The sequence below is a fragment of the Acinetobacter pittii ATCC 19004 = CIP 70.29 genome (assembly GCF_000369045.1).
Taxonomy (GTDB): Bacteria; Pseudomonadota; Gammaproteobacteria; order Pseudomonadales; family Moraxellaceae; genus Acinetobacter; species Acinetobacter pittii.
On record NZ_KB849786.1, the window covers coordinates 1 to 18,758 of the forward strand.

The following is an 18,758-nucleotide window of genomic DNA, read 5'->3' on the forward strand; positions in this document are numbered from 1 at the left end:
TTTCATTGATTGATTGGTTTAAATTACTCGAAGTTTATTTGAGCGAAATTTAAGTCAGTAATTGATGAGCCAGAATTGGCACCTTGTCTTTAATAAGGTGCAAAATGATTTTAACTGAAGAGTTTGATCATGGCTCAGATTGAACGCTGGCGGCAGGCTTAACACATGCAAGTCGAGCGGAGAGAGGTAGCTTGCTACTGATCTTAGCGGCGGACGGGGGAGTAATGCTTAGGAATCTGCCTATTAGTGGGGGACAACATTTCGAAAGGAATGCTAATACCGCATACGTCCTACGGGAGAAAGCAGGGGATCTTCGGACCTTGCGCTAATAGATGAGCCTAAGTCGGATTAGCTAGTTGGTGGGGTAAAGGCCTACCAAGGCGACGATCTGTAGCGGGTCTGAGAGGATGATCCGCCACACTGGGACTGAGACACGGCCCAGACTCCTACGGGAGGCAGCAGTGGGGAATATTGGACAATGGGCGCAAGCCTGATCCAGCCATGCCGCGTGTGTGAAGAAGGCCTTATGGTTGTAAAGCACTTTAAGCGAGGAGGAGGCTACTTTAGTTAATACCTAGAGATAGTGGACGTTACTCGCAGAATAAGCACCGGCTAACTCTGTGCCAGCAGCCGCGGTAATACAGAGGGTGCAAGCGTTAATCGGATTTACTGGGCGTAAAGCGCGCGTAGGCGGCTAATTAAGTCAAATGTGAAATCCCCGAGCTTAACTTGGGAATTGCATTCGATACTGGTTAGCTAGAGTGTGGGAGAGGATGGTAGAATTCCAGGTGTAGCGGTGAAATGCGTAGAGATCTGGAGGAATACCGATGGCGAAGGCAGCCATCTGGCCTAACACTGACGCTGAGGTGCGAAAGCATGGGGAGCAAACAGGATTAGATACCCTGGTAGTCCATGCCGTAAACGATGTCTACTAGCCGTTGGGGCCTTTGAGGCTTTAGTGGCGCAGCTAACGCGATAAGTAGACCGCCTGGGGAGTACGGTCGCAAGACTAAAACTCAAATGAATTGACGGGGGCCCGCACAAGCGGTGGAGCATGTGGTTTAATTCGATGCAACGCGAAGAACCTTACCTGGCCTTGACATAGTAAGAACTTTCCAGAGATGGATTGGTGCCTTCGGGAACTTACATACAGGTGCTGCATGGCTGTCGTCAGATCGTGTCGTGAGATGTTGGGTTAAGTCCCGCAACGAGCGCAACCCTTTTCCTTATTTGCCAGCGAGTAATGTCGGGAACTTTAAGGATACTGCCAGTGACAAACTGGAGGAAGGCGGGGACGACGTCAAGTCATCATGGCCCTTACGGCCAGGGCTACACACGTGCTACAATGGTCGGTACAAAGGGTTGCTACCTAGCGATAGGATGCTAATCTCAAAAAGCCGATCGTAGTCCGGATTGGAGTCTGCAACTCGACTCCATGAAGTCGGAATCGCTAGTAATCGCGGATCAGAATGCCGCGGTGAATACGTTCCCGGGCCTTGTACACACCGCCCGTCACACCATGGGAGTTTGTTGCACCAGAAGTAGCTAGCCTAACTGCAAAGAGGGCGGTTACCACGGTGTGGCCGATGACTGGGGTGAAGTCGTAACAAGGTAGCCGTAGGGGAACCTGCGGCTGGATCACCTCCTTAACGAAAGATTGACGATTGGTAAGAATCCACAACAAGTTGTTCTTCATAGATGTATCTGAGGGTCTGTAGCTCAGTTGGTTAGAGCACACGCTTGATAAGCGTGGGGTCACAAGTTCAAGTCTTGTCAGACCCACCATGACTTTGACTGGTTGAAGTTATAGATAAAAGATACATGACTGATGATGTAAGCTGGGGACTTAGCTTAGTTGGTAGAGCGCCTGCTTTGCACGCAGGAGGTCAGGAGTTCGACTCTCCTAGTCTCCACCAGAACTTAAGAGAAGTTCGGATTACAGAAATTAGTAAATAGAGATTTAGATCTTGGTTTATTAACTTCTGTGATTTAAGTATCACGGTATTAAGCATGACCTGACGAAGGCGTGTTTATTCATTAACAGATTGGCAAAATTGAGTCTGAAATAAATTGTTCACTCAAGAGTTTGGATTAAGCAATTAATCTAGATGAATTGAGAACTAGCAAATTAACTGAATCAAGCGTTTTGGTATATGAATTTAGATTGAAGCTGTACAGTGTTTAAGTACACAGACAACAGATAGTAGCGATGAAGAATCGCACGGACAACACTCACTTGTAGGTGTTGACGACTGTTTGGGGTTGTATAGTCAAGTAATTAAGTGCATGTGGTGGATGCCTTGGCAGTCAGAGGCGATGAAAGACGTGATAGCCTGCGAAAAGCTCCGGGGAGGCGGCAAATATCCTTTGATCCGGAGATTTCTGAATGGGGGAACCCACCTACTTTAAGGTAGGTATTGCAACATGAATACATAGTGTTGCAAGGCGAACGAGGGGAAGTGAAACATCTCAGTACCCTTAGGAAAAGAAATCAATTGAGATTCCCTCAGTAGCGGCGAGCGAACGGGGATCAGCCCATTAAGTTATGTGTGTTTTAGTGGAACGCTCTGGGAAGTGCGAACGTAGAGGGGGATATTCCCGTACACGAAAGGGCACACATAATGATGACGAGTAGGGCGAGGCACGTGAAACCTTGTCTGAATATGGGGGGACCATCCTCCAAGGCTAAATACTCCTGACTGACCGATAGTGAACCAGTACCGTGAGGGAAAGGCGAAAAGAACCCCTGTGAGGGGAGTGAAATAGATCCTGAAACCGCATGCATACAAGCAGTGGGAGCACCTTCGTGGTGTGACTGCGTACCTTTTGTATAATGGGTCAGCGACTTATATTCAGTAGCGAGGTTAACCGTATAGGGGAGCCGTAGAGAAATCGAGTCTTAATAGGGCGTTTAGTTGCTGGGTATAGACCCGAAACCAGGCGATCTATCCATGAGCAGGTTGAAGGTTGGGTAACACTAACTGGAGGACCGAACCCACTGTCGTTGAAAAGCCAGGGGATGACTTGTGGATAGGGGTGAAAGGCTAATCAAGCCTGGTGATAGCTGGTTCTCCCCGAAAGCTATTTAGGTAGCGCCTCGGACGAATACCATAGGGGGTAGAGCACTGTTTCGGCTAGGGGGTCATCCCGACTTACCAAACCGATGCAAACTCCGAATACCTATGAGTACTATCCGGGAGACAGACTGCGGGTGCTAACGTCCGTAGTCAAGAGGAAAACAATCCAGACCGCCAGCTAAGGCCCCAAAATCATAGTTAAGTGGGAAACGATGTGGGAAGGCATAGACAGCTAGGAGGTTGGCTTAGAAGCAGCCACCCTTTAAAGAAAGCGTAATAGCTCACTAGTCGAGTCGGCCTGCGCGGAAGATGTAACGGGGCTAAAACTATGTGCCGAAGCTGCGGATTTGACATTAGTCAAGTGGTAGGGGAGCGTTCTGTAAGCCGATGAAGGTGTATTGAGAAGTATGCTGGAGGTATCAGAAGTGCGAATGCTGACGTGAGTAACGACAAAACGGGTGAAAAACCCGTTCGCCGAAAGACCAAGGGTTCCAGTCCAACGTTAATCGGGGCTGGGTGAGTCGACCCCTAAGGCGAGGCCGAAAGGCGTAGTCGATGGGAAATTGGTTAATATTCCAATACTTCTGTGTAATGCGATGAGAGGACGGAGAAGGTTAAGTCAGCCTGGCGTTGGTTGTCCAGGTGGAAGGATGTAGGTATGTATCTTAGGCAAATCCGGGGTACTCTATACTGAGATCCGATAGCAAGCTGTACTTGTACAGTGAAGTGGCTGATACCATGCTTCCAGGAAAAGTCTCTAAGCTTCAGTTACACAGGAATCGTACCCGAAACCGACACAGGTGGTCAGGTCGAGTAGACCAAGGCGCTTGAGAGAACTCTGCTGAAGGAACTAGGCAAAATGGTACCGTAACTTCGGGAGAAGGTACGCTGTTGTTGGTGATGGAACTTGCTTCCTGAGCTGACGACAGCCGCAGAAACCAGGCCGCTGCAACTGTTTATTAAAAACATAGCACTCTGCAAACACGAAAGTGGACGTATAGGGTGTGATGCCTGCCCGGTGCTGGAAGGTTAATTGATGGGGTTAGCGTAAGCGAAGCTCTTGATCGAAGCCCCAGTAAACGGCGGCCGTAACTATAACGGTCCTAAGGTAGCGAAATTCCTTGTCGGGTAAGTTCCGACCTGCACGAATGGCATAATGATGGCGGCGCTGTCTCCAGCAGAGGCTCAGTGAAATCGAAATCGCTGTGAAGATGCAGTGTACCCGCGGCTAGACGGAAAGACCCCGTGAACCTTTACTGCAGCTTGACACTGAACTTTGACCTTACTTGTGTAGGATAGGTGGGAGGCTTTGAAGTTGGAACGCTAGTTCCAATGGAGCCGTCCTTGAAATACCACCCTGGTAATGTTGAGGTTCTAACTCTGTCCCGTTATCCGGGACGAGGACCGTGTCTGGTGGGTAGTTTGACTGGGGCGGTCTCCTCCTAAAGAGTAACGGAGGAGTACGAAGGTGCGCTCAGCGTGGTCGGAAATCACGCGTAGAGTATAAAGGCAAAAGCGCGCTTAACTGCGAGACCCACAAGTCGAGCAGGTACGAAAGTAGGTCTTAGTGATCCGGTGGTTCTGTATGGAAGGGCCATCGCTCAACGGATAAAAGGTACTCTGGGGATAACAGGCTGATACCGCCCAAGAGTTCATATCGACGGCGGTGTTTGGCACCTCGATGTCGGCTCATCTCATCCTGGGGCTGAAGCAGGTCCCAAGGGTATGGCTGTTCGCCATTTAAAGAGGTACGCGAGCTGGGTTTAGAACGTCGTGAGACAGTTCGGTCCCTATCTACCGTGGGCGCTGGAAATTTGAGAGGATCTGCTCCTAGTACGAGAGGACCAGAGTGGACGAACCTCTGGTGTACCGGTTGTGACGCCAGTCGCATCGCCGGGTAGCTATGTTCGGAAGGGATAACCGCTGAAAGCATCTAAGCGGGAAGCCTACCTCAAGATAAGATTTCCCTAGGAATTTATTCCTCTAAAGAGCCGTTCGAGACTAGGACGTTGATAGGTTGGATGTGGAAGCATAGTGATATGTGAAGCTGACCAATACTAATTGCTCGTGAGGCTTGACTATACAACACCCAAGCAGTTGTATATGAAGCATCAATCGATTCATAAACATGCAAAGCAACTTGATTTAGTTATACTACTAGCTAAAATGAACAACGAAAAATCAGACCAATCAGCCCATCTGTAAAGATTTGGAAAACGCAACGTATCACACAGTGAATAAAACGAAGCAAGTATCCATAAACAGTTGTGCTGGCGACCATAGCAAGAGTGAACCACCTGATCCCTTCCCGAACTCAGAAGTGAAACCTCTTAGCGCTGATGGTAGTGTGGGGTTACCCATGTGAGAGTAAGTCATCGCCAGCTCATTATTCTAAACACCCCCGTTCCAACGAATGGGGGTGTTTTTTTATCGCGATAAAAAAATCTAAATCCCCGACTAACTTTAGAATGAATTATGATATAAAACACACTATTTAAAATGATAACAAGAGAATTAATCATGAAATTTTCAGAGTTTAAAATATTTTCTATTATATTGGCTATAACACTCAGTTGTAGTTCTATATATGCTAATGAAACTGTGAAAAGTTTATATAGTACAAAAGCCTTTTTAAATATTTGTGTAAGTACTAGAGGAAATCCAGAACTAATAAGTAAACAAGCAAAAAATATGGGATTTATCCAAATGCCTAATGAATATGCTGTGCATTTTTTAAAAGATTATAATGGTCATGCTTGGATGATAAGTTCCTCTGAAGGAAAATTTGTTATTACTCAACTCGATAATGGCGTATGTTCATTATTTATAAATAAAGGAAATTCAACTGAAATTCAGAAGAATTTAGAAAGCTGGCTACCTCCAGAATCTACGGGCCTAACTTATAAAAAAGAAGTATATAAAGATAAGAATTTGACCACAACAAATTATATTATTTCTAAAAATGGGAAGGCTTTAGAAACATGGATATATACTAGTTCATCTGAAAAGAATGCTTCATTAGTTGCGGTTATTTCCCATCAAATGAATTAATTAAAGCAATGTGAAGTAGAGAAGAGCCAATTTTTATTAATAAAGAGCTCTTCTAAAATCGATTATTTCAGTTGTCTACGCGCATGCTTTAGAGCAGTGCGAAGACCTTCTTCTAAAGTCGGATGATAAAAGGGTTTCTCTAGAATATCATTTAGCGTTAATTCTTCACCGATTATCCAGCTTAATAAATGGGCCATATGTTCAGTTGCTTCTGTAAATAGCTCAGCACCTAGAAGCTTTTGGCTTTTTCGTTCTATATAAACTTCAATAGCACCTTTATTTTTTCCAAGAACTATAGCTCTTCCTTGTCGTTCATAAGAGGCTTCGCCTGTAATAAAATCTATACCTTCATCTTTTAATTGCTTATAACTTTGACCTACGATCGCCATTTCAGGATGACTAAAGACAATTCCTAATGGAGTAAGTGTCTTAACTGAGTTTACCTGTGGATAATTTAAACAGTTATAAACAACTTTTTTACCTTCATGTGCTGCTTCATGTTGTAGTGGCGTTGAGGTGTAAGCGTCACCGACAACAAAAATTGGATATGTATCTAGCTGCTTAGTTTTAGCATTTACAGGTAATAACTTAATATCTTTGAATGAATTATCGATATTTTCTAGTTTTAAAGTATCAATTAAACTTGTACGGCCGGTTGCAGCTAAAACATATTCAACTTCGAGAGTTTTCTCTGTTTCATCAAATTGGTAAGTTAATACAGCGTTTTCCTTACTGCATTTAACTTCACTCGGTAAAGTCTCGAATAGAATTGTTAATTCTTTTCCTAGCTCTTTTTTAGCAAGCTGTTGAAGTCTAGAACTAGTTAGGATTCCAATTCGTTTACTGCGAGCGAAGATTGTTGTTTCTACACCTAGACGATGCATAGCTTGTGCGATCTCAAGAGCGATTACACCACTACCAATTACAGCAATAGATTTAGGAAGTGTTTTTAACTCAAATATTTGGTCTGTTGTTATAAGCCGGTTTCCTAATTCTTGCTTCCAAATTTGATCATAATTAGGAGTTGAACCAACCGCCAGAATAAAACTTTTTGATTTGTACTGTTTTCTGTTAACTTCTACAGTTTGTGCATCAATAAAATGTGCTTTGCCAGAAATTTTATGCTCAGTCGGCCATTGATCTATATCTTTTAAAGTTGCTTGTGTAAATCTATCACGTAAAGTTTGTACATGCTGCATCACTTGATTAGTATTAATATTTGCAGATACGTCTAAAGCAACCTCTTGAGCATTTTGAATGTCAAACATACGGTTTGCTGTAGAGATGAGAACTTTACTTGGCATACAGCCTACACGGGCACAAGTGGTATCCCATGTTCCATCATTTATAATTAAAATATTGTTGGTATGTTTAACGGCTTCTTTGTATGAGCTAATACCAGCAGTACCTGCGCCAATAATAATAATATCGAACATTGTCATTAAGCTATTTTAATAGATATTTAGAATATATAGAAAAACCCTCTTAAACAGAGGGTTTCGTCCTAATTATTTAGCTTTAAAATGTAAATTTTTGCATAAAAGGTGTTTTTAGGGTTGTTGAAACAGTCCCATTTTGATTAATAGACTGACCTTCAATGCTTACCCCATTAATAACATGCTTAAAGTCTAATGTAGTTCCATTCAAGCTTTGTTTGAAAGTAAAAATATTTTGTCCTTCTAAATAAATACTGCCATTAAATTTCTGTGCATTCGTTGTTGGTGATTCATTTTCAACTCGGCTTCCTTCAAGGCTAGTAATACTTGGTAGGCTCAATATTTGGTGATTATTAGCCATTACTTTATATGTCGCATTGTTCGTATTACCAGGAGTTGAGTTCACAACAAATGAAATTGGCTCTGCAAAAGGGACATTAGGATTGTCATTAATGAGTACGTTGAAACCAGAACCACCTTGAACTACATAGAGATCACCATCAATTGATGTATTATCTTTATAGACACTCATTGCACCCGTGGTTACTTCTTTTTCAGTTGGTTGGCCAGTCTCTGGATCTTGAACTAGAGCGGTTGTCGTAATTTTATAATCACTTGTGGCAGCATTAATTAATACGAATCTTTTTTGCTTGGTTTGTTCAAGTCCCCATGACTGTTGGAAAGGATAAGCAAACGCACCTGTAATAGTTACATCTTGAAAGTTTTTATCATTATTTTCATTTTCAAAAATATAAATTCTGGTATTTGATTGATAGTCCTGTAAGTTTGGAGATATGTTGTCGTTTGCCAGTTTAATGTTCTTCAAGTCGTCTGCTGTAATATCAAAATCCCAATCATTATATCCAGTGAGTAAAGTTTTTATTTCTTCCCCTTTAAATACATAGCAGGCGCGGTAGTCTGTAGTACTCTTGATAAAACATTTATCACGATAGTGATCGGAGTACTGGGTAAGATCTACTTTTCGAATATCTAAGGTTAACTTAAGTGGTCCTTGAGCGAAGGTATCTAGTGCATGATCAATGTAACCTTTTGATAGCTTTTCATCATTAAGATCATAGGCACCAAATAGATATTTACCTTCTTGTTTTACATTATTTAAAACTGAGGTCGCTAACTCCTGATCTGGTGATGGAGTGGTTGGTGTTGTTGTAGAACCAGAATTTGAATTTTGATTATAGTAACCATCATTGCCACCCCCACCACAAGCTGTCAAAAAAGCAGCCAAAGTAACTCCACATACTCCTTGAGTAAGTTTCATGATTATCCCCATTAAAATGATAAGTTATTTAAAATAATTTTTTAGGTTTATAAAATAACATATATTTCATGAGGTTGCTCATGATATTTATAGGCAGAGTAACTGATTAAATGCGTGTACCCATCGTTACTCCTACAGTAGGTTTTACTTGCATTGAGGAGCATGCGCTAATGATTAAACAGCTTAAAAGAACGAAAATAAATTTATTCATAGAAAATTAATAAATGAATCAAAAGATATAAATACTCTAAATTAATATTATTTTTAGTTCTGTTGAGTTCGTGCAGAGATATGCAAAATAATTTATCAAAACCCTACTTTAAAGAAGAAAATAGGGTTTTAAAGAGTACCAATTTTTTAAACTTAGTCGTCTAATAAGTCCATTTGTTTTGCTAATTGATATAGGTTGTTTGAACGGTTTCCTGTGCGGCAGAACATCAGCACAGGTTTTGGCAATTCATTATAATGATTAGCAAAAGTACGTACATCTAGCTCAGTAATCTGTCCAGCTACAACAGGTTGATAAACATAGTCTAAGCCTACTTGACGTGCTGCTTCTTCAATCTGAGCGCTTGTAGGTTGTTCTGGGCCGCCTTCCATATCTGGTCGGTTATTAATAATAGATTTAAATCCTTTTTCTACAACTTGGCCAACGTGTTCTGGACCAATTTGACCTGCGAAACCAACATTATCTGACATTTCGTCACTCCAAAATTTAACAAAACCTCTTATGCTGTATCATAGCATTAAGCTTAACCTGAGATACAAGACACTAAAACGTTGTTCCTACATAGATAAAACTTATGTCATAGAACAGCTCTAGATTTTTAAAAGGCGATCAGGATGTTTTTTGTAAATTCATTACTTCGACCATAATGCCACGGAGCACATATGCACGCTTATACGGTTGAGCCTTTATATGTTCCATGTGATCAGGAAATGATCGCAGCTGACTTTTATATTCCAAAAACAAATAATAAATCTGCGGTAATTATCATGGCGCATGGTTTTGCCGGATTGCGTCAATTTAAACTCATTCAGTATGCCCAGCGATTTGCACAAGCAGGTTACGCTGTTATTTTATTTGACTATCGATATTGGGGTGGGAGCACTGGCAAGCCTAGAGAAATGGTCTCCATCAATTCACAATTAGAAGATTGGAAGACGGTGATTCAGTATGCTTCGACTTCTAAACTCGTAGATAACCGAAGGATTGTGCTTTGGGGAACTTCTTTAAGTGGGGGATATGCACTAAGCCTAGCTTCTGAGTTAAAGAATATTCAAGCAGTTTTAGTACAAATTCCATATGTAGATGGCGCTGAAACTGCCAAGCTCTATCCTTTGCAGCGCTATCCTCAAGCATTAAAGCTATCGAGTCAGGATTATATGGGATCAAAGATGGGGCTTAATCCAAAGAGATTACCTGTTGTTGATCAACATAACTTATGTTTTATGCCTACAGCAGATAGTTATTATGGCTATTTATCAATTGTGAATCCTGACTATTATTGGAGTGGGGAAGTTCCTGCTCGTGTCTTTTTTAATTTGATGCGCTACCGTCCAATCCAAGTTGTGCGCCAGATTAATATTCCTGTTTTATTTATTGCTGCTCAAAAAGATTCGCTTATTCCTATTGAGTCAAGCCGTGAAGCTGCGACAAATATTGCGCCTTTTGTGAGTTATCATGAATGGGATATGAAACATTTTGATATCTATCACGGTTCATGGTTTGAAAAAGCAGTGACAACCCAATTAGAATTTTTACATCAGCATATAGGAGTGATGTAAATGATTATTGTATGTGCATCGTGTGGTGCTAAAAACCGAGTTCCGGAAGAAAAACTTCCGGAGCAACCAAGCTGTGGGCAATGTCATCAGCCATTACTACCGCTTGCACCTATTGACCTAAATGAGCAAAATTTTAGTAACTACATCACGAATAGTGATCTACCTATTCTTATAGACTTATGGGCAGAATGGTGCGGACCTTGTAAAATGATGGCTCCACATTTTGCGCAGGTCGCAAAACAGAATCCAGGCGTTATCTTTGCCAAGATTGATACCGAAGAATCTCCTCGCTTGAGCCAAGCTTTTCATGTGAGAAGTATTCCGACACTTGTCTTAATGAATAAAACGACAGAGGTCGCGCGTATTAGCGGTGCATTACGTGCGCCTGAATTGCAACAGTGGCTCGATCAACAACTTCAAACGAATTTCGGGAGCTAAGGTGTCAGAAGCTTATACCAAACCAGAAGGAATTTTATCCTTACAAACGATTGCCATGCCAGCAGATACAAACTGGAGTGGTGATGTATTTGGTGGATGGATTGTGTCACAAATGGACTTGGCTGGAGCAATTCACGCAGAACGTTTCAGTCGTGGGCGCTGTGCTACGATTTCTATTAATCAAATGACCTTTTTGGTTCCGGTAAAAGTTGGCTTTGTCATTAGCTGCTATACCAAGATCTTAAAAGTTGGAAATACTTCTATTCAGATGCAAATTGAAGTTTGGGATAGTCATGATGACTCTCGTGAACCAATACGCATTACTGAAGGAGTTTTTACCTTTGTAGCAGTAGATGTAAAAGGTAATAAGCGTCAAATACCTGAAGAAGCGAAACAGAAGTTTTTGGAAACTCAATAAGAATCAGAAAGCCTGAATATTAGTATTCAGGCTTTAATTTTTATTCAAAAGAAAAACTAGTTTTTAGAAATTAAAACATCGTATTTGTATTTTTGCTTTGCTCAGGAATATTTTGTATCACATCCCAATGCTCTACGATTTTCCCATTTTCAACACGGAATATATCAACAATCGCTCTTCCTCGATCTTTTTCATTTTCAGTCGAATGGACATGTAAAACGACAAGATTACCTTCAGCAATTGCACGTTTAATCTCATTTTTAGCTTGCGGATTCTTTTGGAATTTTTCAGTGAAGAAATTAACGAAAGGTGCTTTACCATCTGGCACATTAGGATTGTGCTGAATGTATTGTTGACCAATATAGCGGTCTGCATATTCTTTGACTTTATGTTTTAAAAAGACACCTTCATAAAAGTCGGTCACTATTCTTTTGTTTTGAGCACTTACTTTATCAAGAGCTTCTGATTTAGCCGAAGTTACTTTACTGGTTTTAATGCTGGGTTCAGTCGCGTGAGAAATTATAGTTGTAAATATTAAACTGGTAAATAAAGAGGAAAGAATTAGTATTTTTTTCATTTTTAACCTCAAGATACAAAATATTAGTTTTATATCTTGAGGTAAATAACAATCTAAAAATATTTTAAATTGGTTATCATTTTTTACGTTTAGGTAACCATGCCCATAGCATTTGGCATCGGATTGGTTCGTTGCCTGCGTCATCAATCACAGTAACAGGAATCACAAGTTCACCTTTCTCATTCTCTGCAATAAACTTTTGTTGTTCAGCAGACAATGTTGCTGTAGCAGTCAAACCGCCTTCAACCACTTTTAAATAATCTACATGTAATGATTTGATTAATAAAATTCGATTATCAGGAATATGTAAACCGGTTAGAAAACCCGTTGCAGTTTCTGCTAAAAGCGCCATAGCCGCAGCGTGGACGCCTTTAATATGATTCTGCATATTTTTTTGGTTATCTAAACGGACAGTAACGTGGTTTGAGTCTACTTCCAGATAGCGGATATTTGCTGTACCCACCATTGGTACGATACGACCAAACGCCTTGCTCCAAAGCGTGCTCCGAATGCCTTTAGGGAATTTTGAAGTTGCTTTTACCAGTTTTGATAGACGGTTGGATTGAGACATGGGATTACCTTAGCTTTAAATGGCCGACAAGATATTAATCTTTAAAGTTATTAAACTGTAATGGCACACCGAATTGTTGTTCACGTAAAAAAGTCATGACTTGTTGTAAGGTGTCACGCTTTTTATCAGTTACACGAATTTTGTCGCCTTGAATAGAAGATTGCACTTTAACGCCACTTTCTTTAATGGCTTTATTAATTTTTTTTGCAGTATCAGAGTCAAGACCATCTTTAAGTTTAATGACTTGTACAAAGTTTTTGCCTGAAGCCGCAGCTTTTTGTGGATCAAGTGCTTGAACATCAATTTTACGTTTATAAAAATGATTTTCTAACATGTTATAAACTTGTTCACACTGGAAATCACTTTCGGTACTGATTTTGATTTCTTTATTTTTTTCATTTAATTCGATAGAAACATCGTGACCACGGAAGTCAAAGCGTGTTGCAATCTCTTTTTGTGTGTTTTGTACAGCATGATTAACTTCAAATAACTCTAATTCAGAGACAATATCGAAAGAAGGCATAGTTTAGACCTTTACAAAGTGAAAGAATATTTGAGATGCTAAGAGGGTTTTCTTCATTTGCCAAGTGTTGTTTACATCAAAGGAGTGCACAATGATCCGTAAACAAGAAATTACAACATTTGAATTCCCAGAAAATGCTGTTATCTGGGATGTCCGTGATACTAATGCTTATGCAGAAGGGCATGTTAAAGGTGCGGTGAATCGCCCAATTAATGATTTGAATGCTGATATTTTGAACCAGGTCTCTGCGGGTCAGCCGATTTATATTTTATGTGGTGGTGGTAGCAAAGCTCCTCGTGCAGCTGAGAAACTAGAAGGATTGGATGCCTCGCGTGAATATGTCGTGCTGATGGGCGGGACACGTGCAGCTCGTGATGCTGGCTTGCCTCTAGAGCAGGGCGCATAAAAAAAGCACCTTCGGGTGCTTTTTTATTGAAATGAATTATTGCGGTTTAAAATAAGGCTTTTTAGGTTTCACTTTCTTTTGGAACCGTTGAGGATTCAATTTTTGTAATAAGCGGTCTGGTACTGGACAAGCTTCTCCTAACATTTGAGCAACTAAGATTTCACTGCACAGCGGGGCAAATAAGAAGCCTTTAGAGCCAAGCCCAGCAAAAGTAGCAATTCGGCTATTCTCCTGCATTTTTCCAACCAGAGGAAAATAATCTAAGCTTTGTGCCCGTATAGATGCACGCCCTTGCCATGTCGAAGGTGATGGTAACTTTTCAGCATATTCAGGGAATATACTGTGCATTAATTCAAAGTTATGCACATGGTCTTCGGGAAGTACATCTTGATCTTCACGATTTGGGTAGAAAGACGCACCTAAAATCATCTGTGCAGTGTCAAGTTGCATGCAATAGCCGCCATAGCTATAAGCTTCATTTAAAGGCAGAGGGGCAAACGTATTATCAACCCAGCTCACTTGTCCACGTATTGGTTTTAACTGCGGATAGCTGTCAAATAGAGCTGCACTTTCTCGAGCACAGCAAACAACGACATGGTTTGCTTCTGCAATAATTTCATTATTGGTTTGCAATTGAACTTTATTTTCACAAGAAACAAGTGCTGTGACATGAGCAATTTTGAGATTAATACATGGATGCTGCAAAATTTCATCACGTAATTGATGTGGTGAAACGGAACCAGCCTCAGTTAGTAATATGCTTAAATAATCAGTTTCAAGTGAGCTCGCTGAGTTGGTAACAACTTGAGCTGGATACTGATTTACCAAATCTAGAAGTTCTTCTGCATTTTTCAATGCAATTTGTTGAATTTGAAGTGGACGGAATGCATTAAAATTTTTATAAAAATTTAAAGCATGTTGCCAACTTAAGGTCATGAGATGTTCATGACTTTGTTCAATTGGGCATAGTTTCGGATTAAGTAATGCCAAAGGATTTCCAGAGGCACCCGATAATGCCTTGGTTTGCTCGTATAAGGTCACTTGGTGGCCACGTGCTGCAAATGCCCACGCCGTGCTTAAACCTGCTACACCAGCCCCTATAATCGCAATATGCTGTTGCTCTGTAGCCAATGCGTGAGTTTGATCTAATTCTAAGGAACCTTCATCAGATTCAGGCAGATTCCAGACTGCTTTGAGCATTTCTCGTTTATGGCCAAAACCACGTGGACGAGAAATATCTATATCATGTGCTTTTAGTCCACGTTTTAGAATGCCAGCAACACTAAAAGAGGCAAATGTAGTGCCATAACCTGAAAGACGGACAATATTGTTTAAAACATTCTGTTCCCACATGTCTGGGTTGCAAGACGGTGCAAAGCCATCTAAAAACCAGGCATTCACAGCTTTAGTTTTAGCCATGCTTGGAAAAATTTCTTGCGCATCTCCAAGCCAGAGATCGATGCTAAAACGTTCTTTAGGGAAAGTTAAACGATGACATCCAGCAATAGGCAAGGGATATTGTTCAATTAACTGCTCTGCAAGCGGTTTAAGCTCATCCCAGACATTTAAAGCGCGAATAAGATCAGCTTTACTTAATGGAAATTTTTCCACGCTAATTGCGTGTAAATGGCTTTGATTATTAGGACGGACTTGCTGCCAAAGTTGCCAGAGTGCAAGAATATTTAAACCTGTACCAAAACCGGTTTCTCCTACACTGAAATATTCAAAATCTTTTAAATTGGCTAATCGTTCTGATAAGTCATTACCATTTAGAAAAACATGTCGTGTTTCAAGTAGGCCATTATCTTTAGAGAAGTAGACATCACCAAATTGTTTGGAAATGGGAATCTCGATACCATCGACAAATTCCCAGTCCAGTTCTGCTGTTTGGATACGGTTTGATACGTTCATTGAATTTAATAGATCGCTTGGTATTACCACTGGCGTCGACGTTTTGTATGAATATAACTAGCAATAAAGAAACCTAGCAATACACCACCCGCTAAGGTAACAGCACCATATAAAAACATTTGCGCACTTCGTTCACTTTGTAAGACTTGAACCTGAACAGAGAGATTATCATTTTTTAGCTGTAACTCTTGGTTCTGAGCCAATGCTTCAAGGTTGGCATGTTCTAGCTGTTTTAAGCGAGATGCTTGATCTTGAACTAAGGCTTTGATTTTTGCGTCTTGCTGTTGCTTGTTCTTTGCGAGCTGTTCTGCTGTAAGTGGTTGTGTTGCAGTTGGTGCTGTCGTCGCTGCTGTTTTGACTCCAGTTGCAGATGTTGGAGCTGGTTTAGCGGCTTGAGTTGAAGGCGCACTTGGGGAAGGAGTTGCTGGTGTCGCAGCAGGTTCAACTGCTCCAGCAGTTGAACATATCAAACACAAGCCAAGAAAGCTTTTGATTGCAAGCTGCATGCGTTTACCCTTTTGGAAATGCTTTATTAAACGGTTTTACATCAACGTGAGCATAAATGCCTTCTTTAAGAAAAGGTTCTTCTTTTAACCATTCATCTAATGCTTCGCGACTGTCGAATTCAACAATCATGGTGCTACCATAGAAGCCTGCTTGCGGATCATTAGGATCTTTTGGCATAGCACCCGCTGTAACAAGGCGGCCTTCATCATCGAGTTTTTGTAAGCGTTCGATATGCTGAGGGCGTACTGCCAAGCGTTTTTCTAAAGTTCCTTCGTTATCGGTACAGCTTAGAACAAAAAAAGGCATGTCATCGTATCTCTATAATCAATCTGGAAGCACTTTAAGCGTCTGGTGACTTAAAATGTTTGCGTAAAATAATGAACTGAATAATGATAAATGAAAACATCACGATCATGTCACCAAATGCAGTAAATTCGCCCCAATATTTTCCACCGTGAAATAAAAATGCGAAGAATACATGTAGACAAGACATCACGACAAACATCGCTGCCCAAGCAAAATTGAGGTTTTTCCAACCTTTTTCACTCAAATCTAAAATAGGGTCAAATAAGCGTTGAATGAGTGGTTTACGGTCTTTACCAAACCAAGGTGAAACCAAGAATGCGCCTGCAAAAACTAAATTTAAAATCGCAGCTTTAAGACGAATATAGAAGTCGTCACTTAACATGAGGGTGATGCCACCAAAAATGACAGTCATAAACAATACAAACCACTGTTGTTTATCAAGACGGAATTTTTGGAAAACGAATAAGGCACCATATACCACAAGCATTGAAATAATTAAGCCAGTCGTCGCTACAAGAATATTATTATTATCGGTACCACCAGCAGACCCGATCAGTTTCAGTAAAGGATGCTGGGTGTCAGTTGGATCAACTGTTTTATATAAATAGAAGAAAATAATTAATGGAACAAAGTCCAGAAGTGCTTTCATGTTAGAGTATCTGATCAGGTTTGGCGAATGGCATAGTATAAAAGATGCAAGGCATAGATTTACATACACATAGCAATATTTCTGATGGAACTTTGTCTCCGGAATTGCTGGTGCAAGCTGCTATTGATGTGAACTTGCATACGTTGGCTTTGACTGACCACGATACAATGGATGGGTTGCAGCGTGCAAAAATTGCTGCACAAGGCCATGATTTAAATATTATTTCTGGCGCAGAGATTTCTAGTCAATGGTCGCGCCCAACCACTAAGAAGAGTTATGGTGTACATATTGTTGCTTTAAATATGCAAGATGAAGCACCAATTTTAGAAGCATTAGAACAACAAAAAAGAATTAGAGCGCAAAGAGCTAAAGTGATTTGTGAGCTATTAGAAAAATGTATTGGTTTTCAGATTTATGATGATGTTCTTGCCAAAGTAGAAAATCAGGCGGATAGGGTAACAAGAACTCATATTGCTAAAACATTGGTCGAGAAAAATGTCGTGACTCGTCCTCAACAAGCATTTGATCGCTTCTTAAAAGAAGGAAAACGTGCTTTTGTAAAGTTTGAAGGACTAGGCTTAAAAGAAACCATTCATGTGATTCATCAAAGTAAAGGCTTCGCAGTATTAGCACACCCGACCCGTTATGATTTATCTGCAACTAATGTTCGTTATTTAATTGAATTATTCGCGACATCAGGTGGAGATGCAATTGAGTTACCTCCACCAATGGAACCTCTATCTACCCGCCAGATGATTGATCGAATGATTGAACAATATCAGTTGGCAGTTTCAATTGGCAGTGATTTTCATGGTGAAAATATGCCATGGATTAAACTAGGAAATACACCTAAACCAACTGATAAGCAGCATGGGATTTGGGAGAATTTTATTTAAATTCTTTATAGTAAGTTGTTATCTTGAGCCTGAATTGGCGGTGGGGTAGGTTTACCGAGAGTACCTAATAGTTCAATCTCGATACTACGTACCATTGCATCTAGCGGTAAATCATTACTTTGAGTACCGAAAGGCTCTTCAATTTCAGAGCTTAGTGCATCTAGACCTAAAAATGTGTATGCCAAAATTCCGACGAGTAAAGGTGTTGCTAATCCAAGCAATGAACCCAGACTAAACGGCAACATAAAACAGAAAAAATAGACTGTACGGTTAAGCAAAACTGAATAGGCAAATGGAATGGGTGTATTGGCAATTCGGTCACAGCCAGTTTGTACGACGCTTAAATCTGAAACATTTTTATTCATTTGTGCATAAATGATGTCAGAAATTTCACCTTCTTTAAGTGCCTGCAACAATTCCCAGTGAATGAGACTGAGCGTGTACTGAGGGGCGTTATTTTGCTGGTAGAGTTGAGTGAGTGCTTGCTGACTCATACCACTGGTTTGTATTAACTCAGTTGGGTTCGCCGTCTGACGACGTAAACGGTCACGCAATACATTAGCAAAAACAATCACATGTTGAATAACGCGCTCACGGCGAGCTTGAGTTAAAATACGACAATCGCGGTCAAAATGGCGTGAAGTTGCAATGAGAACGCCCCATAATTTTCGGGCCTCCCACCAACGGTCATAACACGCAGTATTTTTAAATCCTAGGAAGATCGAAAGTACGACACCAATGAGCGTAAAGCCAACCAAAGGAATCTCTGGAAAGCGATAAAGATTGATGTACTCCACTCCACCAATGATTGCCGAGATCAGCATCACAACGCCTAGGGATGGCAAAATTTTGGGTAAAATTGTGCCTCGCCAAGAGAATAAAACTTTGAAAATACTAGGCTGTTCCCGAACAATCATTTTATTTT

General features: G+C 40.8%; 17 protein-coding genes, 2 tRNA genes and 3 rRNA genes. 11 read left to right on the forward strand and 11 right to left on the reverse strand.

Translation table 11 applies throughout. The features are described from left to right. Nucleotides 1–111 precede the first annotated feature (111 nt). From F928_RS04345 to F928_RS22745, 6 genes are all read left to right on the forward strand, one after another. Nucleotides 112–1,649, forward strand: a 16S ribosomal RNA gene (locus F928_RS04345). Nucleotides 1,650–1,708: 59 nt separating this feature from the next. Then, nucleotides 1,709–1,785, forward strand: a tRNA-Ile gene (locus F928_RS04350). A gap of 55 nt (nt 1,786–1,840) precedes the next feature. Then, a tRNA-Ala gene (locus tag F928_RS04355) sits at nt 1,841–1,916 on the forward strand. A gap of 352 nt (nt 1,917–2,268) precedes the next feature. Further along, a 23S ribosomal RNA gene (locus F928_RS04360) occupies nt 2,269–5,159 on the forward strand. A 187-nt stretch (nt 5,160–5,346) separates the two neighbouring features. Then, nucleotides 5,347–5,461 (forward strand): 5S ribosomal RNA (gene rrf, locus F928_RS04365). Together the 16S, 23S and 5S rRNA genes with 2 tRNA genes alongside form the textbook arrangement of a ribosomal RNA operon. 136 nt (nt 5,462–5,597) lie before the next feature. Next, nucleotides 5,598–6,128, forward strand: a complete 531-nt coding sequence (locus F928_RS22745) for an NMCC_0638 family (lipo)protein (protein ID WP_005072659.1) — start codon at nt 5,598–5,600, stop codon at nt 6,126–6,128. Between the two features lie 62 nt (nt 6,129–6,190). Here F928_RS22745 and pdhD read toward each other — a convergent pair whose 3' ends face one another. From pdhD to F928_RS04385, 3 genes are all read right to left on the reverse strand, one after another. After that, the gene (pdhD, locus tag F928_RS04375; RefSeq protein ID WP_005072663.1) at nt 6,191–7,564 is read right to left on the reverse strand and encodes a dihydrolipoyl dehydrogenase; all 1,374 of its coding nucleotides are present in this window, start codon (nt 7,562–7,564) and stop codon (nt 6,191–6,193) included. Between the two features lie 82 nt (nt 7,565–7,646). Then, on the reverse strand, nt 7,647–8,843 hold the full coding sequence (locus tag F928_RS04380) for a hypothetical protein (protein ID WP_002116352.1): 1,197 nt from the start codon (nt 8,841–8,843) through the stop codon (nt 7,647–7,649). 363 nt (nt 8,844–9,206) lie between these two features. Then, nucleotides 9,207–9,542: a protein tyrosine phosphatase family protein gene (locus tag F928_RS04385; protein ID WP_002116083.1), complete on the reverse strand. Its 336-nt coding sequence runs from the start codon at nt 9,540–9,542 to the stop codon at nt 9,207–9,209. Nucleotides 9,543–9,734: 192 nt separating this feature from the next. Here F928_RS04385 and F928_RS04390 point away from each other — a divergent pair, with 192 nt between their 5' ends. From F928_RS04390 to F928_RS04400, 3 genes are read left to right on the forward strand one after another with little or no spacing between them, the layout of a single operon-like run. Beyond that, nucleotides 9,735–10,631 (forward strand): alpha/beta hydrolase, encoded by an 897-nt coding sequence (locus F928_RS04390; RefSeq protein ID WP_002116064.1) that lies wholly within the window; start codon nt 9,735–9,737, stop codon nt 10,629–10,631. Then, nucleotides 10,632–11,069 (forward strand): thioredoxin TrxC, encoded by a 438-nt coding sequence (gene trxC / locus F928_RS04395; protein ID WP_002116359.1) that lies wholly within the window; start codon nt 10,632–10,634, stop codon nt 11,067–11,069. Between the two features lies 1 nt (nt 11,070). Continuing rightward, the gene (locus F928_RS04400) at nt 11,071–11,487 is read left to right on the forward strand and encodes an acyl-CoA thioesterase (RefSeq protein WP_002116010.1); all 417 of its coding nucleotides are present in this window, start codon (nt 11,071–11,073) and stop codon (nt 11,485–11,487) included. Between the two features lie 70 nt (nt 11,488–11,557). Here F928_RS04400 and F928_RS04405 read toward each other — a convergent pair whose 3' ends face one another. From F928_RS04405 to F928_RS04415, 3 genes are all read right to left on the reverse strand, one after another. Beyond that, complete coding sequence (locus tag F928_RS04405; RefSeq protein WP_002116374.1) at nt 11,558–12,064, reverse strand: nuclear transport factor 2 family protein; 507 nt, start codon at nt 12,062–12,064, stop codon at nt 11,558–11,560. Nucleotides 12,065–12,140: 76 nt separating this feature from the next. Then, entirely contained in the window at nt 12,141–12,635 is a 495-nt protein-coding gene (locus tag F928_RS04410; RefSeq protein WP_002116531.1) for a DUF4442 domain-containing protein, read from the reverse strand. Between the two features lie 34 nt (nt 12,636–12,669). Next, a complete protein-coding gene (locus F928_RS04415; RefSeq protein ID WP_002051423.1) occupies nt 12,670–13,158 on the reverse strand; it encodes a YajQ family cyclic di-GMP-binding protein in 489 nt (162 codons plus the stop codon). Between the two features lie 91 nt (nt 13,159–13,249). Here F928_RS04415 and glpE point away from each other — a divergent pair, with 91 nt between their 5' ends. Beyond that, nucleotides 13,250–13,564 (forward strand): rhodanese-like domain-containing protein, encoded by a 315-nt coding sequence (gene glpE, locus F928_RS04420; RefSeq protein WP_002116171.1) that lies wholly within the window; start codon nt 13,250–13,252, stop codon nt 13,562–13,564. Nucleotides 13,565–13,600: 36 nt separating this feature from the next. Here the strand turns inward: glpE and mnmC are convergent, their stop codons facing one another. Genes mnmC through ispZ form a run of 4 tightly spaced genes read right to left on the reverse strand, consistent with a single transcriptional unit; the run spans nt 13,601 to nt 16,937 of the window. Further along, on the reverse strand, nt 13,601–15,475 hold the full coding sequence (gene mnmC, locus F928_RS04425) for a bifunctional tRNA (5-methylaminomethyl-2-thiouridine)(34)-methyltransferase MnmC2/FAD-dependent 5-carboxymethylaminomethyl-2-thiouridine(34) oxidoreductase MnmC1 (protein WP_002116361.1): 1,875 nt from the start codon (nt 15,473–15,475) through the stop codon (nt 13,601–13,603). 23 nt (nt 15,476–15,498) lie between these two features. Continuing rightward, on the reverse strand, nt 15,499–15,981 hold the full coding sequence (locus F928_RS04430) for an SH3 domain-containing protein (protein ID WP_002116073.1): 483 nt from the start codon (nt 15,979–15,981) through the stop codon (nt 15,499–15,501). A 4-nt stretch (nt 15,982–15,985) separates the two neighbouring features. Beyond that, nucleotides 15,986–16,288 carry a YciI family protein gene (locus F928_RS04435; protein ID WP_002116400.1) on the reverse strand — a complete coding sequence of 101 codons (303 nt, stop codon included), beginning with the start codon at nt 16,286–16,288 and terminating at the stop codon, nt 15,986–15,988. 34 nt (nt 16,289–16,322) lie between these two features. Next, nucleotides 16,323–16,937: a septation protein IspZ gene (ispZ, locus tag F928_RS04440; RefSeq protein ID WP_002116472.1), complete on the reverse strand. Its 615-nt coding sequence runs from the start codon at nt 16,935–16,937 to the stop codon at nt 16,323–16,325. A 44-nt stretch (nt 16,938–16,981) separates the two neighbouring features. Between ispZ and trpH the strand changes: the two genes are divergently transcribed. Then, on the forward strand, nt 16,982–17,833 hold the full coding sequence (gene trpH / locus F928_RS04445) for a PHP domain-containing protein (protein ID WP_002116272.1): 852 nt from the start codon (nt 16,982–16,984) through the stop codon (nt 17,831–17,833). A gap of 5 nt (nt 17,834–17,838) precedes the next feature. On the opposite strand, the gene F928_RS04450 is transcribed toward trpH, so the two are convergent. Next, entirely contained in the window at nt 17,839–18,750 is a 912-nt protein-coding gene (locus F928_RS04450; protein WP_005072669.1) for a bestrophin family protein, read from the reverse strand. Between the last annotated feature and the right edge of the window lie 8 nt (nt 18,751–18,758).